Origin of the sequence: Hymenobacter bucti (genome assembly GCF_042681145.1) — a bacterium.
GTDB classification, from domain to species: Bacteria; Bacteroidota; Bacteroidia; order Cytophagales; family Hymenobacteraceae; genus Hymenobacter; species Hymenobacter bucti.
The window spans coordinates 324,256-337,498 of sequence record NZ_JBHUFD010000001.1 but is presented as its reverse complement, the minus strand read 5'-3'; the positions used below and the strand labels follow the sequence as shown (position 1 = coordinate 337,498).

The 13,243-nt window shown below is 59.8% G+C and carries 15 protein-coding genes and 2 tRNA genes; 6 read left to right on the top strand and 11 right to left on the bottom strand.

Features of this window, described 5'->3' with window-relative positions; translation table 11 throughout:
• Positions 1–19: 19 nt before the first annotated feature.
• Positions 20–439, top strand: a complete 420-nt coding sequence (locus ACFSDX_RS01380) for a response regulator (protein ID WP_382311368.1) — start codon at positions 20–22, stop codon at positions 437–439.
• 119 nt (positions 440–558) lie between these two features.
• A complete protein-coding gene (locus ACFSDX_RS01375; protein WP_382311366.1) occupies positions 559–1,731 on the top strand; it encodes a hypothetical protein in 1,173 nt (390 codons plus the stop codon).
• A 68-nt stretch (positions 1,732–1,799) separates the two neighbouring features.
• Here the strand turns inward: ACFSDX_RS01375 and coaE are convergent, their stop codons facing one another.
• The 7 genes from coaE to nusB form a co-directional block, all read right to left on the bottom strand.
• On the bottom strand, positions 1,800–2,399 hold the full coding sequence (gene coaE / locus ACFSDX_RS01370) for a dephospho-CoA kinase (protein ID WP_382311364.1): 600 nt from the start codon (positions 2,397–2,399) through the stop codon (positions 1,800–1,802).
• 65 nt (positions 2,400–2,464) lie between these two features.
• Positions 2,465–2,917 carry a hypothetical protein gene (locus ACFSDX_RS01365; RefSeq protein WP_382311362.1) on the bottom strand — a complete coding sequence of 151 codons (453 nt, stop codon included), beginning with the start codon at positions 2,915–2,917 and terminating at the stop codon, positions 2,465–2,467.
• Position 2,918: 1 nt separating this feature from the next.
• The gene (yajC, locus tag ACFSDX_RS01360) at positions 2,919–3,254 is read right to left on the bottom strand and encodes a preprotein translocase subunit YajC (protein ID WP_382311360.1); all 336 of its coding nucleotides are present in this window, start codon (positions 3,252–3,254) and stop codon (positions 2,919–2,921) included.
• A gap of 82 nt (positions 3,255–3,336) precedes the next feature.
• Entirely contained in the window at positions 3,337–3,837 is a 501-nt protein-coding gene (locus tag ACFSDX_RS01355; protein WP_382311358.1) for a DUF1573 domain-containing protein, read from the bottom strand.
• A gap of 101 nt (positions 3,838–3,938) precedes the next feature.
• Positions 3,939–4,940 carry an isocitrate/isopropylmalate dehydrogenase family protein gene (locus tag ACFSDX_RS01350; protein WP_382311356.1) on the bottom strand — a complete coding sequence of 334 codons (1,002 nt, stop codon included), beginning with the start codon at positions 4,938–4,940 and terminating at the stop codon, positions 3,939–3,941.
• A 123-nt stretch (positions 4,941–5,063) separates the two neighbouring features.
• A complete protein-coding gene (locus ACFSDX_RS01345; RefSeq protein WP_382311354.1) occupies positions 5,064–5,375 on the bottom strand; it encodes a YtxH domain-containing protein in 312 nt (103 codons plus the stop codon).
• Between the two features lie 185 nt (positions 5,376–5,560).
• On the bottom strand, positions 5,561–6,730 hold the full coding sequence (nusB, locus tag ACFSDX_RS01340) for a transcription antitermination factor NusB (RefSeq protein WP_382311352.1): 1,170 nt from the start codon (positions 6,728–6,730) through the stop codon (positions 5,561–5,563).
• A gap of 291 nt (positions 6,731–7,021) precedes the next feature.
• On the opposite strand from nusB, the gene ACFSDX_RS01335 reads away from it, so the two are divergent.
• On the top strand, positions 7,022–8,818 hold the full coding sequence (locus ACFSDX_RS01335; protein ID WP_382311350.1) for an ABC transporter ATP-binding protein: 1,797 nt from the start codon (positions 7,022–7,024) through the stop codon (positions 8,816–8,818).
• A gap of 75 nt (positions 8,819–8,893) precedes the next feature.
• Here the strand turns inward: ACFSDX_RS01335 and ACFSDX_RS01330 are convergent, their stop codons facing one another.
• Positions 8,894–9,364: a hypothetical protein gene (locus ACFSDX_RS01330; RefSeq protein WP_382311348.1), complete on the bottom strand. Its 471-nt coding sequence runs from the start codon at positions 9,362–9,364 to the stop codon at positions 8,894–8,896.
• 192 nt (positions 9,365–9,556) lie between these two features.
• On the opposite strand from ACFSDX_RS01330, the gene ACFSDX_RS01325 reads away from it, so the two are divergent.
• From ACFSDX_RS01325 to ACFSDX_RS01315, 3 genes are all read left to right on the top strand, one after another.
• A tRNA-Pro gene (locus ACFSDX_RS01325) sits at positions 9,557–9,630 on the top strand.
• 125 nt (positions 9,631–9,755) lie between these two features.
• Positions 9,756–9,829: transfer RNA gene (locus tag ACFSDX_RS01320), tRNA-Pro, on the top strand.
• A gap of 156 nt (positions 9,830–9,985) precedes the next feature.
• Positions 9,986–10,672, top strand: a complete 687-nt coding sequence (locus ACFSDX_RS01315; protein WP_382311346.1) for a hypothetical protein — start codon at positions 9,986–9,988, stop codon at positions 10,670–10,672.
• A 96-nt stretch (positions 10,673–10,768) separates the two neighbouring features.
• Here ACFSDX_RS01315 and ACFSDX_RS01310 read toward each other — a convergent pair whose 3' ends face one another.
• From ACFSDX_RS01310 to ACFSDX_RS01300, 3 genes are all read right to left on the bottom strand, one after another.
• Complete coding sequence (locus tag ACFSDX_RS01310) at positions 10,769–11,278, bottom strand: hypothetical protein (RefSeq protein ID WP_382311344.1); 510 nt, start codon at positions 11,276–11,278, stop codon at positions 10,769–10,771.
• A 12-nt stretch (positions 11,279–11,290) separates the two neighbouring features.
• On the bottom strand, positions 11,291–12,445 hold the full coding sequence (locus ACFSDX_RS01305) for a zinc-dependent alcohol dehydrogenase (protein WP_382311343.1): 1,155 nt from the start codon (positions 12,443–12,445) through the stop codon (positions 11,291–11,293).
• A gap of 246 nt (positions 12,446–12,691) precedes the next feature.
• Positions 12,692–13,219: a hypothetical protein gene (locus ACFSDX_RS01300; protein WP_382311341.1), complete on the bottom strand. Its 528-nt coding sequence runs from the start codon at positions 13,217–13,219 to the stop codon at positions 12,692–12,694.
• Between the last annotated feature and the right edge of the window lie 24 nt (positions 13,220–13,243).

Sequence of the window (13,243 nt, the reverse complement as noted above, 5' to 3'; positions counted from 1 at the left end):
TCCTTTACCTCGTGTAGCCATGCAAAAGCTATCCAGCATTTTGTTGGTCGATGACGACCCAACCACAAATTTCCTGCACGAGCAGCTGCTCCTGAGCCTGGGCGTAACCGACCAGTGCCTGGTAGCCGAAAACGGCGCCGATGCGCTGGCGCTGCTAGCCGAAAACGCCCCCGACGACGCCCCCTGCCCCGCCCTGGTGCTGCTCGATGTGCACATGCCCGTGATGGACGGCATTGAGTTTCTGGAAGCCTACATGCAGCCGCCTAGTCCGCCGCCCGTCGTCATCGTGCTCACCACCTCGGTGCACGCCCGCGACCAGGCCCGCATGGCCAAGCTACCCGTGGCCGACTGGGTTAGCAAACCCCTGACGCGGGCCAAAGTCGATGACATTCTGCAACGGCATTTTCAGCGTCAGCTTCCCCCCGAAGAAGCAGAGTAAGCGCGCGGCGACTGGGCGCGTTGCTGGCCGCCGCCTGCGGCCGAGCTTACCGCCCCAAGGCACCCTAGGGTGCCCCAGGGGCCACCTAGGCCAGCGGGGGCCAAGCTATATTTGTGCAAATGCCCCTTCTCGAAGTCCTCTCCGCCGCCCAGCAGCAGCAGTTTTGCGACCTGCCGCGCCGCCTGCACCAAGGCGTGCCCGTGTTTATCAACCCGCTCGACAACGAGCTGGAAGCCGTGTTTGACCCGGCCAAAAACAAGCTATTTGCGGCGGGCGGCTCGGCCTGCCGCTGGCTGCTCACCGATGCCGCGGGCCTGGTTGTCGGCCGCATCGCGGCCTTCGTCAACCCCCTCACCGCCACCGCCACCGACCCCACGCTGCCCACCGGCGGCCTAGGGTTCTTCGAGTGCATCGACGACCAGGCGGCGGCCAACGAGTTGCTCGACACAGCCTGCCAGTGGCTGCAAGCCCGCGGGATGCTGGCCGTGGACGGCCCCATCAACTTCGGCGACCGCGACCGGTTTTGGGGCGTGCTCATCGATGGCTTCGAGCACGAGCCCAACTACGGCATGTTCTGGCACCCGGCTTATTACCAGCGGCTGCTGGAAGCGTATGGCCTTCAGCTCTACTTCAAGCAGTATACCTGCCACCGCCCGGTGCCCCAGGTGTTGCACCCCAGCTTTTATAAGAAGCTTGACGAGCTCACGGCGGCGGGCTACCTCTTCACCCACGCCCGCAAGGCCGAACCCGAAAAGCTAGCCCGCGACTTCCACCACGTCTACAACCTAGCCTGGGGTAAGCACACTGGCGTGAAGCCCATGAGCCTGGATGCGGCCCGCCACCTAGTGCGCGAGATGAAGCCCGTGCTTGACGAGCGCATCCTGGGCTTTGCCTACTACCAGGATGAGCCGGTGGCTTTCTTCCTGAACCTGCCCGAACTAAACCAGATTTTCAGGCATATCGGCCCCACTCTCGATGTGCTGGGTAAGCTGCGCTTTGTGTGGGAGCAGTGGCGCTACATGCGCCGCCCCGACAAGAAGCTCCTGGGCATCATCTACGGCGTAGTGCCTGAGCACCAGGGCAAAGGCGTAGAAAACGCCCTGACGCTGGCTACCCAGCACCAGTTCATCGCGGGTGGCTACGCCAACATCGAGATGAACTGGATTGGCGATTTCAACCCCCGCATGCTCGTCATCACGCGCAGCATCGGGGCCAAAATCATCAAGACCCACGCCACCTACCGCAAGCTGTTCGTAGACCGTCCCTTCGAGCGCTACCCCATCATTCGGTGAGGTGGTCAATGAGTGAAGGAGTAAGTTGGTGAATGAGTGAATGAATTCTGACAGAAACACTCACTCATTCACTCATTGACTCGAAATGCCGCGTCCAGGGCCAGTACCTGGGGCAGCACCAGCTGCGAGTCATCGTTGTAGACGACGTAGTCGGCCCGTTCCAGCTTCTCTTCGTCACTCATCTGCTGGCGCATAATGGCCTCGATATCGGCGGCCGAGCGGTGGGCATCGCGGTGCAGCACGCGGGCGTGGCGCACCGCGGGCGGCGCGAATACCATGATGATGCGGTCGAGCTGCCGGTAGGCGCCCGACTCGTAGAGCAGGGCCGCTTCCTTGAGGATATACGGCTGGCCCGCGGCGGCCTGCGCCGTCACCCACATCTCAAAGTCGGCCCCTACCCTAGGGTGCACCAGTGAGTTGAGCCGGGCCACCTGCGCCGCATCACCAAAGACGCGCTGCGCTAGGTACGGGCGGTTGAGCAGGCCGTCGGACGAGTAAGTTTCGGCGCCGAAGGCGGCCAGCAGCTGCTCGCGCAGCACCAAGTCGGTAGCCATGATGCCCTTGGCCCGGCTGTCGGAGTCGTACACGGGCACCCCTAGGGCAGCGAAGAGCCGCGCCACCGTGCTCTTGCCCGAGCCAATGCCGCCGGTGATGCCAATGCGCAACATTCTTAATTATGAATTAGAAATTATGAATTAAAAATTGCGGTCGCGGAGGCCGAATGAGCTACAACTCAGCGCTTCCCGGTGGAATCAGCGGCAGCGCCCGGCACCAGGTAAAACGTGGCTGAGTCGGCGGGCAGCGACACTAACTTGAGGGTACCTAGGGTGCGGCGCAAGGGCGGGCGCAAAGGCGAGCGCGGCGGCGGCGTACCCGCCAGGCGCAGGCGCACCTCGGCGGGCGGCAGGTGGAAGTGCAGCGCCCGGCTGAGCAGGCGCCAGCCGTTGCCACGCACTTCTACTCGCACCGTGGCCGGTAAGGGCCGGGCCGGGTGGTAGCGCTGGGCATTGTAGCGCCAGGCCACCGGGTAGTCGAGGGCCGCCACGTGGCTGGTATTGAGCGCCCGCAGCATCCACAGCGTGCTGGCAATGACGAAGCAGGCCAGCACCGCCTGGTAAAAACTGGCCTGGTGCCCCGCCAACGGGCGCAGCAAGCGCGCAAGGAGGCGGGGCGCCAGGTCAGCCATCCTAGATGGTGGTAGCAGTTACGGTTTCGCCGGTGGCGGTGGTGCTGCCGGCCACGCGGGCAATGGCCGAGCGGTCGAAGCGCATGCGCTGGCCGCGCTCTACTTCGAGCAGCACGGTTTCGGGGCCTACCTCTACCAGCAGGCCGTGCAGGCCGCCAATCGTGACCACGCGCGTGCCCTTCACCAGCGACTCGCGGAAGGACTTGGCATCGGCCGTTTTGCGCTGCTGCGGCCGAATCATGAAGAAGTACAGCACCAGGCCGATGGCCACCGGAAATACCAGCTGCATGATGCCGCCGCTAGTCGTAGTTTGGAGGAGAAGGGTAAGAAAGGTCATGAGCTGGGAGAAATTAAAGAGAAGGATGTGAACTAACAGCCCATACGTAGCTGCTTTTCACCTCCTCATTTCGTGGCCTATACTACTTCGTGAGTACGTTGCCTTTGATGTAAATAACGGTGGTACCGGGCTGGGTATTGGCCCGCACGCTCACCTGCTTGCTGATGAGGCCCTGCTTACCGCGGCTGTCAAACTGCACGTCGAGCGTGCCCTTGGCGCCGGGCGCCACGGGCTCCTTGGTCCAGTTGGGGGTGGTGCAGCCGCACGAGGCGGTGGCATCGGCGATGAGCAGCGGCGTCTTGCCGGTGTTAGTGAAGCTGAAGGTGTGCGACACCTTGCTGTCGGGCTTGATATCACCGAAGTCGAACTGCGACTCGGCAAACGTCATCACGGGCGCGTCGGGGTTGGGCGCCTCGGTGTCGCTGGCCACGTTGGGGTTGTCGATGGTCGGGTTGGTCTTTGCGTTGTCATCGGCCGCGGCGGCGGCGGCGTTCATACCCTGGGTGCCGGCCTCGGTGGGCTTGTCGCGGTTGCAGCTGGCAGCCAGTAGACTGAGCGCTAGCAGTACACTAACTTTTTTCATATAACAAAAATACGCTTGGGTCAATGAGCAATTAATAATGAGCAATGAGCAGACCGAATAGTCAGCCTGCTCATTGCTCATTATTGATTGCTCATTGACCCCTACAGCTTGTCGATTATAAACTGGGTAAATTCTTTGGTTGAGGCTTTGCCGCCTAGGTCGCCGGTGCATTGCTCCTTCTGCAGGAAGGTCTCGTTAAGCGCCTTTTCAATGCGGGCGGCGTGCTCCTTCTCGCCCAGGTGCTCCAGCATCATCAGGGCCGAGCGCAGCAGGGCGGTGGGGTTGGCTTTGCCCTGGCCCGCGATGTCGGGCGCCGAGCCGTGCACGGCTTCGAAAATGGCCATGTCGTCGCCGATGTTGGCGCCGCTCACCACGCCCAGGCCGCCCACGAGGCCGGCGCAAAGGTCCGAGAGAATGTCGCCAAACAGGTTAGTGGTCACAATCACGTCGAACTGCTCGGGCTTGCCCACTAGCTGCATGCACATGTTGTCGATGATGCGGTCGTCGTAAAACGTGACCTCCGGAAACTCGGCAGCGGCGGCCTTGGCGGCGTCGAGCATCAGCTTGCCCGCGTTCTTGAGGATGTTGCCTTTGTGGGCCATCGTCACGTGCTTGCGGCCGTGCTTGGAAGCGTAGGCGAAGGCGGCGCGGCAGATTTTGCGGCAGCCCTCCACCGTGATGCGGCTGATGGAATCGGCGATACCTAGGCGCTCGTCGTACATCTCGAGGCCGGCGTACAGCCCTTCGGTGTTCTCACGAAACAGCACCAGGTCAATGCCTTCGAAGCGCGTTTTGATGCCGGGCGTAGTTTGGGCCGGGCGTACATTCTGGTACAAGTCGTACTTCTGACGCAGCGTGATGTTCACGCTTTTGAAGCCTTTGCCGATGGGCGTCGTAACGGGCCCCTTCAGGCCTACTTTGGTGCGCTCAAGCGAGTCGTACAGTCCCTGGGGCAGTAGGCTGCCGCTTTCGGCCAGGGCCGTTTCGCCGGCGTTGTGAGTGTCCCACTGCACGGGAACCTGGGCGGCGGCGAAGATATCGACTACGGATTGGGTGATTTCGGGACCAATGCCGTCGCCGGGGATGAGCGTTACGAGATGCATAAACGTGGTGGTGAGGGAGCGGGGTAATCGGCGTATTGGGTGGGCCAAGCTAGGGCTCAGCCCGCCCGATACGCCAGTACAAACTACGCCACTGAATCGTCAAATCTCGGCCTGGCCGGACACTTAGTGCCCGGTGCGGCGCGAATTTATTTGGCTAATGAGCTGGTCTACATCGCCCAGCAATTGCTCGGCCTTGGTTTTGGCATCCTGAATCACGCGCTGGCCTTCGCTCTTGGCCGAAGACGGCGTGTTGTCGCGACTCGTCACCAGGCTCTCGGTGAGGTCAGCCAAAACGGAGCGGTATTTTTCGAGCTGGTAGCTGAGAAAAGAACGGGTTTCGCGGCCGGTTTCGGGCGCGTAAAGCAGGCCAACGGCCGCCCCGGCAAGGGCGCCGCCCGTGAAGCAAAGCAGGCCGGTGATGGTTTTACTAGCCATGATTCTTTTTAGTGATTAGTGATTAACGAGTAGTGATTAGGGGCCTAGGGCTCGTCATCGCAACGTGTTTAATCAGGTGGGAAGGATGGTGGGAAAAAGGAAAAGAGGTTGGGAAACTAGGTACCGAAAACTGCTACAAGCTCAACATGACAGACGTTCTATCTTACTACATATCCAGCAACGACTTACTGGTTATCCAGCAGCCCGCGGCCCGATTTGCGAATCTCGCCGCTCGCAGCCAGGTCCTGCGCCAGCTTATCCAAAATACCGTTTACGAACTGCTTGCTCTTCGGGGTGCTGTAAAGCTTGCTGATTTCGATATATTCGTTGATAGTCACCTTTACCGGGATGCCCCGGAAGAGCTGCATCTCGCAGAGCGCCATCTTCAAAATAATCTTGTCGAGCAGGGCCACGCGGTCCACGTCCCAGTTCTGCACCGAGTCGGCGATGAGCTTTTCGGACTTGGCATCGTCTTCCAGCGTCTGCTTGTAGAGCGTTTCGGCAAAATCGCGGTCGTCCTGCCAGTTGGCGCTCAGGTTCATCAGCTCCTGCTTTTCGTCGGCCGACTGGGGCAGCATTTTCAGAGTTTTGAGCACCAGGTTGCGCACGATGGGGCGGTTTTCCTCCCAGTTCAGGTCGTTGGCTTCGAGGTAGCGCGGCAGGGCTTCGCCCTTGAATACGAAGTCCTTATAGAGGTGGCGCAGCAGCTCCATATCGGTTTCGTAGTCGGTTTCGGCCAGGCCGGTGTTTTTGCCGCCTAGGTAGGCCTGCACGGCTTCGCTGGGCTTCATCTCCTTCTGCCACGCCTCGCGCAGGGCCTCGATTTCGTCCGAGTCGGTCCACTGCAGCTTGCGCTTGATGGTGGTTTGCAGCAGCTGCTCGTTCTCCTTGAGCTTGGCAAAGGCCGCGTTGCCGAAAAGACGCGCCGTGCCCTCCGCCTCGAACCGAGGGCCCGTGAAGCGGCGGGCTTCGCGCTCATTGTCCTCGGTGATGATTTCGAGCAGCGCCTGCGGCATATTCAGCAGGTGCAAGTACTGGTCGTGAATGCTCTCGGCGCCGTGCAGCAGCTGCCCGCCGTAGAAGGTGCCTTCCTTCTGCACCATGCGCTGGTAGTAGTCGATGGCGTCGCTGAGGGCGGCGGCCACTTCTTTGTCGTCCGAGCCGGTTTCGGGCATTTCGCCGGTGCGGTGCCACTCGCGCAGCTGCACTTCGCCCAGCTTGCGCTGGCCTTCAAGCAGGCGGCGGTCGGGGGCCACGTCGGCCATGAGGTCGGGCTCAAATGCCGCCGCAATGCGGTCGTGGGCCAGCTGCAAGTCGGCGGCTACGGCCTGCTGGTAGGCGTAGAGAGCTTGCATGACCTTGATTCTGAGAAGGCGGCGATTTAGCATTTCGGGTACGTATCAGTTAGAATGAAGCCGCAGGGCGGCCAAGCGGTAAAAAGGAACTGACCGCTAACAGTCAAAGGGGCACAATTAATTCGGCGGGTTTTGCGGCTGCCGCGCGGCAGCGGCTGGGAAGAGTGCGCCGTAACTTTGTTAAGTAGTGGTTCGGCTGGCTTCCCCAGCCCGCCTACCGGCCGTTTGGGACTGCAAAAGTACCCGTTTTTTTCCGGTTCCGGCCCCGCTTCCCGCTCCTACCCCGCTTCTATGCCAACCCGCTCGCTTGCCGCCGTCAACGTCCACATCTTCCGCTACAAGTGGCACTTTCTGGGCGGCGTACTCTTCGTGATACTCAGCACGTTGCTGACTATTTTTCCGGCGCAGCTAGTACGCTACTCCTTCGATTTGGTGAATGAGGGCATTGACCTCTACCACCTCTTTGCGGGCACCCAGTCGCAGGCGGGCGTGTACCAGCTGTTCGGGCGCAACGTGCTGTTCTACGGCATGTTAATCATTGGCCTGGCGCTATTGCGGGGCATCTTTCTGTTCTTTATGCGCCAGACGCTCATCGTGATGTCGCGCCTGATTGAGAACGACCAGAAAAATCAGATATTTCAGCATTACCAGTCGCTGCCGCTCAGCTTCTACCGCCGCCACAGCACCGGCGACCTCATGTCGCGCATCTCCGAAGACGTGGGGCGCGTGCGCATGTACCTGGGGCCGGGCATCATGTATTTTTTGCAGCTGGTGGTGCTCTTTATTCTGGTGGTGCCGCTGATGCTGATGGTCAACGTGCGGCTGACGCTGCTCACCATTTTGCCGCTGCCCATTTTATCGGTTACTATCTTCTACATCAACAACTTGATTGAGAAGAAGTCGGATGACATTCAGCGGGCGCTGGCCAGCATGACCACGTTTACTCAGGAGGCTTTTTCAGGTATTCGGGTGCTCAAGTCGTTTGTGCGGCAGCAAGACTCGCTGGAGCAGTTTACGGCGGCTACCAACGAGTATAAAGACAAGTCGCTCAGCCTCAACTTTGTCAATTCGTTATTTTTTCCGCTCATCATGTTTTTGGTGGGCATCAGCACGGTCGTCACCGTCTGGATTGGCGGCCAGGAAGTCATCAACGGCACCATCACCACGGGCACCATCGCCGAGTTCATCATCTACGTCAACCTACTGACCTGGCCCGTGACGGCCCTCGGATGGACTTCGTCGCTGGTGCAGCGGGCCGAGGCCTCGCAGGCCCGCATCAACGAGTTTCTGGACGAGAAAACCGACATCGTGTCGCGCCGCGACGTGAGCCAGGAAATCAAAGGCGACATCGTGTTCGACCACGTCACCTTCACCTACCCCGACACGGGCATCAAAGCCCTGCGCGACGTGAGCTTCCGCATTCAGCCCGGCCACACGCTGGCCATCATCGGCAACACGGGCTCGGGCAAGAGCACAGTGGCCGCGCTGCTCTGCCGCCTCTACGACGTGACGAGCGGCGATATCAAGGTCGATGGGGTGGACGTGCGCGACTATGCCCTCACGTCCTTGCGCGAGCAGATTGGCTACGTGCCGCAGGACGTGTTTCTGTTCTCCGACAACATCCGCAACAACATCAACTTCGGCCTCAACGAGCCCGACGAGGCGCGCATGGCCCAGGCCGCCCGCGACGCCGACGTATACGAGAATATCATCCGCTTCCCCGAGGGCTTCGACACCAAGGTGGGCGAGCGCGGCATCACGCTCTCGGGCGGCCAGAAGCAGCGCGTCAGCATCGCCCGCGCCCTGGTAAAAGAGCCCAAAATTCTGATTTTGGACGACTCGCTCTCCGCCGTCGATACCAAGACCGAGAACGCTATTCTAGACAGCCTCCAGCGCGTGATGAAGAACCGCACCAGCCTCATCATCTCGCACCGCGTGAGTTCGGTGAAGCTGGCCGACCAAATTCTGGTGCTAGACGATGGCCAAATCGTGCAGCACGGCACCCACGCCGCCCTCATGGCCGAGGCCGACGGCCTTTACCGCGCCCTCTACGAGCGGCAATTGCAGACCGAGGTGGTAAGCGAATAAGCAGTATCATAAAAAAGCGGGCGAGTAAAGAGAAAATAATTCTCTTTGCTCGCCCGCTTGCTTTTACTGGGTCTGCTAGTCACCGAGCATTACGCGGCGCATCCCGGTTTTCTCGCCGGCGGTACAGCGCACTACGTAGGGGCCGGCGGGCAGCTTAGCCGTGTTGAGGACGACGGGCGTAGTGCCGGCCATCATCGTTTTGGTGAGGACCGGGCGACCTTCCTTGTCGTTGATTTCAACGCGGGTCGGCCCCACGGCGTCGCAGCGCACGGTGAGCTTGTGGGTGATGGGGTTGATATCAGCCTTGATTTTAAGCGCGTTAGGGTCGGCCGCGGGCGTCACGGGTGCCAGCGCGATGGGCACCGGCGTAGTAGGGGCAGCGGGGTCGGCGGCATCAGCGGCGGTGGCGGCAGCCGGTGCCGGCTTGGCCGCCGCTGCCGCGGGCTTAGCGGTAGCTGGCGCGGGTTTAGGCGCCGGCTTGGTTTGGGCGTGGCCCGCGAGCGAGACAAATAGCAGCGCCCCGGCGCAGGTAAATAATACTTTCATGACACTCAGCGATAAAGGTTTTTTCAGTGGGTTAAAGGTACGACGAACCGCTTTTTTTCGAGCTGGCATTGACCGGGTTAGCAGGCGAAAACCTTGCCAGCCGCGGCACCTAGAATAGCATTAATTGAAAAAAAACTTGCCTGGCTTGCGCTATTCCCAATTTTTCTGCTACCTTTGTGCCTCCAATTCCCTCGGGGTGTAGCGTAGCCTGGTATCGCGCCAGCATGGGGTGCTGGAGGTCGTAGGTTCGAATCCTGCCACTCCGACCGAGGGACTAGTTGCCCCACGAAAAAGCCCCCGACCTTCGGGTCGGGGGCTTTTTTTAGGTCTACTTTTTAACGAATTGGAATTTCCCGACGCGGTATCGACCCCCTCGATATCGTTAAGTTTTCGGGGTGTAGCGCAGCCCGGTAGCGCGCGTCGTTCGGGACGACGAGGCCGTAGGTTCGAATCCTGCCACCCCGACTTCTAGGAAAAGGCCGCTTGTCTCTGCGAGACAAGCGGCCTTTTCTTTTGGTTAGTGTTGAGCGAAGCGCTGCTCCGTTTCTCTCATGTAGCATTACAATATTTTAGTATTTGCCAGCGTAGAGCTAAGACACTTTTCCTTCATCTTACTCTTGCATGCAAAAGCTTCTTATCACCGCAGCACTTAGCTTAATAGGGGCGACTAGCTACGCCCAAACGATTATTAAGGCGGGCACCGTGCAGCTAGGTGGCAGCGTGGGGTATTCCCAACAGAGTAACGATAACTCCTACAACTACTATACGGGAACAAGCTATCTGAACACCACCCAACATGCTGTCTACAAAAGCTTTTCGATAAATCCAATGGCCGGCTATTTTGTAGCTGATAATCTGGCGATTGGCCTAAGTGTTGCCCAGAACAACTCAAAAACCGCTTACTCATACGATAGCCCTGATATAGCTGGTGGCGACCAGCGAAATAGTCAGCTTAATCTAGGAGCCTTTGTTCAGTATTACCGCCTGTTCACTGACCATTTTGGGCTCGTAGGTACGCTGAATGCGGGTTATACCCATGGCACTAGCACATCTACCTACGCTAGCGGTGGTAGCCGCGGTACTAGTAATGGTTTTTCGGCGGCCCTTACCCCCAGCATCGTGTTCTTTCCGGTACCTAAGTTTTCCATTGGTGCTTCTGTGGGTAATGTCGGCTACTCGCACTACACTAGCAAGATAGAATCAGACAATAACGTACTCGATAGTGGCACTAGCAACGGCTCATCCTTTGGAGCAGGCTTTGGGATAAGTTACCTAACTTTTAGTGGGACTTACTATTTTGGACGCTAAGAAAAGAGGGTGTATGCTTGAGCCGTGGCTTAAGCATACACCCTCTTCTGGCAGCCTAGAAGCTGTACCCACTTAACAGCTTGAAGCTATCTTATGCTAGCTAGCCGAGCGAATTTTGCCTTTTTTCTTGCTCTTGCTGGAAAGCAGCACCACCGCGCCGCCCACAAGGGCGGCGGCCGTGGCTAGCTTGATTATCAGACCGGTGCGGTCGTATTTCCACTCGATTTTGTAGCCCTTTTCGGCGAAGATATTGGGCACCTGGCCGTGCGCCAGGTCGTCGAGCACGCCCTCTACTACGTTCACGCGGTCGGCCAGTAGCAGGGGCAACCAGTGCCGGTAGTCGCTTTCGCCGTATTTGAAGGCGATGCGCCGAATCATGCCGCTGAGGCCGCTGGGGGGCACAGAGGTACCGAATACCGCCGGCAGGTTGGGCCGCTCGATGGACATCAGGATTTCTACGTCGGCGACCTGTTGCGTGGGGCGCTCCCAGGTATAGCCCCTAGGGTCGTCGGCGTGGCGCTGCCGCATGGGGTAGGTCGGGTCGTTGTCGGGGTCGTTGTCGATGCCCCAGCCCGGAAGCTGCGAAGGATTAGTGGTAGGTTCCATAATAACAATAGGCTACATCCCGGCAGCCGGGGGAATGAGCACGGTCTTGATGCAGTTGTCGAGCTTGGCGGAGAACATCCGGTAGCCGTCGGCCACTTCCTCCAGCGGAATGCGGTGCGTGATGAGGCCTTTGGGATTGAGCACGCCGTTTTGCACGTGCTCTATCAGGCGCGGCAGGTGGCGCTTTACGGCCGTTTGGTTGGCCCGGATGGTGATGCCCTTGTTGAGCACGCTGCCCATCGGCACGAGGTTATCGGTGGGGCCGTACACGCCCACGACCGATACGATACCACCTTTGCGCACCGCGTTGATGGCCCAATGCAGCGCCGTAGACGAGCCTGCTTGCAGCAGCAGCTTGCGGCCCGTGATGGTCTGCATGACGTTGCCGGCGGCTTCGGCACCCACCGCGTCGATGCACACATCTGCCCCAAGCCAGTCGGTAATCTTTTTAATAAAAACCACCGGGTCGGCCATTTCCTGAAAGTTGTAGGCCTCGCACTTGGCGTAGTTGCGGGCAAACTCCAGGCGGTAGTCTTCTTTATCAATAATGATGACGCGGCCGGCCCCGAACAGCCAGGAGCAGCGCGCCGCCATGATGCCCACCGGGCCGGCCCCAAACACCACCACCGTGTCGCCGGGTTGGATGCCGCCCATCTCGGCGGCCTGGTAGCCCGTGGGCGTCACGTCGGTGAGCAGCACGGCGTCCTCGGGGTCCATGCCGGGCGGAATTACCGTGGGGCCCACGTTGGCGTAGGGCACGCGGGCGTACTCGGCCTGCCCGCCGTTGTAGCCGCCCGTGAGGTGGCCGTAGCCAATGAAGCCGCCCGCAGCCGTGGCCTGGGGGTTTGCTTCGTGGCAGTTGCCAAACAAGCCCTGCTTGCAAAACACGCAGCGGCCACAGGCGATATTGAAGGGCACCAGCACGTGGTCGCCCACCTTCACGTTGGTTACCTCCGAACCAATCTCCTCGACGATGCCCGTAAACTCGTGCCCGAAGGTGGCGCCCACGCGCGTGTCGGGCACGTTGCCGTTATAGAGGTGCAGGTCGGAGCCGCAGATGCACGACCGGGTTACCCGCACAATCGCATCCTCGGGATGCTTGATTTCGGGCATTGGTTTTTGGACGGCCCGAATGCGTTTCGGACCGCGATATGTCATAGCTAGCATGCGAATATGGCGTTAGGGTGAGGGCAGTACTGGCGCGCAGCGTGGTGTTTTGGGGACCTCGAAACGGACCCAAAACACTACGCCACACCCTCGTTTTGTACTTACCCCACCCGCCAAAGGTTGGCTAACTAGCTAATCTATAAAGCAGTAGCTTTATTTTAGAAGCTGTACGGCGCAGCTTCCTGACGATGCTTGCTTTCAGTATCGCCCTCACTATCTGAGCGGCTCTGGCCCAGGCCGCTCAGCCTACTTCACCCCTATCCACATTTCCGAAATTTCGTCGGTGCCGAAGCGCTCCAGGTAGAAATTGCCGCGCTGCGTGAGCTTCTGGGCCTTGATGGCCTCGGTGGCGGCTGGGTACAGCTTGTCGGGCGCCAGCAGGAAGCTCACGCCCTTAATCTGGGCGCGCATGATGCGCTGGCCGGCCGGCACCACGCGGTAACGCCAGCCAGCGGGCAGCGGCCTGGCCGTGTCGGCCACGGCCAGGCCGATGAAGGCCTGGATGGTGTCGTGGGCCGCCTCGGGGTTGTTGCTGTAGAAATTAGCCAGCGCTAGGCCGGTGCCCAGGCTACCGTTTTCCTGGGCGGTTTTGGCTTCCCGAAACAGCTCGCCAAAGCGTTTTTCATCCACCTTGCCATTATAACCCTGGCCCGCCAGCAGCGTGGTGGGCGTGGTTTCGAGGGCTACGGTGGGTGTGCGCAGGCCGCCTAGGTAAGCGTAGAAGCTAATGGCAATCGCCGTGACGATGAGGACGATGGGAAAGAGGTAACGCACAGATTTAGTTGATAATGGGCAATA

Excerpts from the sequence above, each read along its gene's own strand:
- ACFSDX_RS01380 (WP_382311368.1), top strand. The coding sequence starts at position 20 with ATGCAAAAGCTATCCAGCATTTTGTTGGTCGATGACGACCCAACCACA.
- ACFSDX_RS01375 (WP_382311366.1), top strand. The coding sequence starts at position 559 with ATGCCCCTTCTCGAAGTCCTCTCCGCCGCCCAGCAGCAGCAGTTTTGC.
- coaE (WP_382311364.1), bottom strand. The coding sequence starts at position 2,399 with ATGTTGCGCATTGGCATCACCGGCGGCATTGGCTCGGGCAAGAGCACG.
- ACFSDX_RS01365 (WP_382311362.1), bottom strand. The coding sequence starts at position 2,917 with ATGGCTGACCTGGCGCCCCGCCTCCTTGCGCGCTTGCTGCGCCCGTTG.
- yajC (WP_382311360.1), bottom strand. The coding sequence starts at position 3,254 with ATGACCTTTCTTACCCTTCTCCTCCAAACTACGACTAGCGGCGGCATC.
- ACFSDX_RS01355 (WP_382311358.1), bottom strand. The coding sequence starts at position 3,837 with ATGAAAAAAGTTAGTGTACTGCTAGCGCTCAGTCTACTGGCTGCCAGC.
- ACFSDX_RS01350 (WP_382311356.1), bottom strand. The coding sequence starts at position 4,940 with ATGCATCTCGTAACGCTCATCCCCGGCGACGGCATTGGTCCCGAAATC.
- ACFSDX_RS01345 (WP_382311354.1), bottom strand. The coding sequence starts at position 5,375 with ATGGCTAGTAAAACCATCACCGGCCTGCTTTGCTTCACGGGCGGCGCC.
- nusB (WP_382311352.1), bottom strand. The coding sequence starts at position 6,730 with ATGCAAGCTCTCTACGCCTACCAGCAGGCCGTAGCCGCCGACTTGCAG.
- ACFSDX_RS01335 (WP_382311350.1), top strand. The coding sequence starts at position 7,022 with ATGCCAACCCGCTCGCTTGCCGCCGTCAACGTCCACATCTTCCGCTAC.
- ACFSDX_RS01330 (WP_382311348.1), bottom strand. The coding sequence starts at position 9,364 with ATGAAAGTATTATTTACCTGCGCCGGGGCGCTGCTATTTGTCTCGCTC.
- ACFSDX_RS01315 (WP_382311346.1), top strand. The coding sequence starts at position 9,986 with ATGCAAAAGCTTCTTATCACCGCAGCACTTAGCTTAATAGGGGCGACT.
- ACFSDX_RS01310 (WP_382311344.1), bottom strand. The coding sequence starts at position 11,278 with ATGGAACCTACCACTAATCCTTCGCAGCTTCCGGGCTGGGGCATCGAC.
- ACFSDX_RS01305 (WP_382311343.1), bottom strand. The coding sequence starts at position 12,445 with ATGCTAGCTATGACATATCGCGGTCCGAAACGCATTCGGGCCGTCCAA.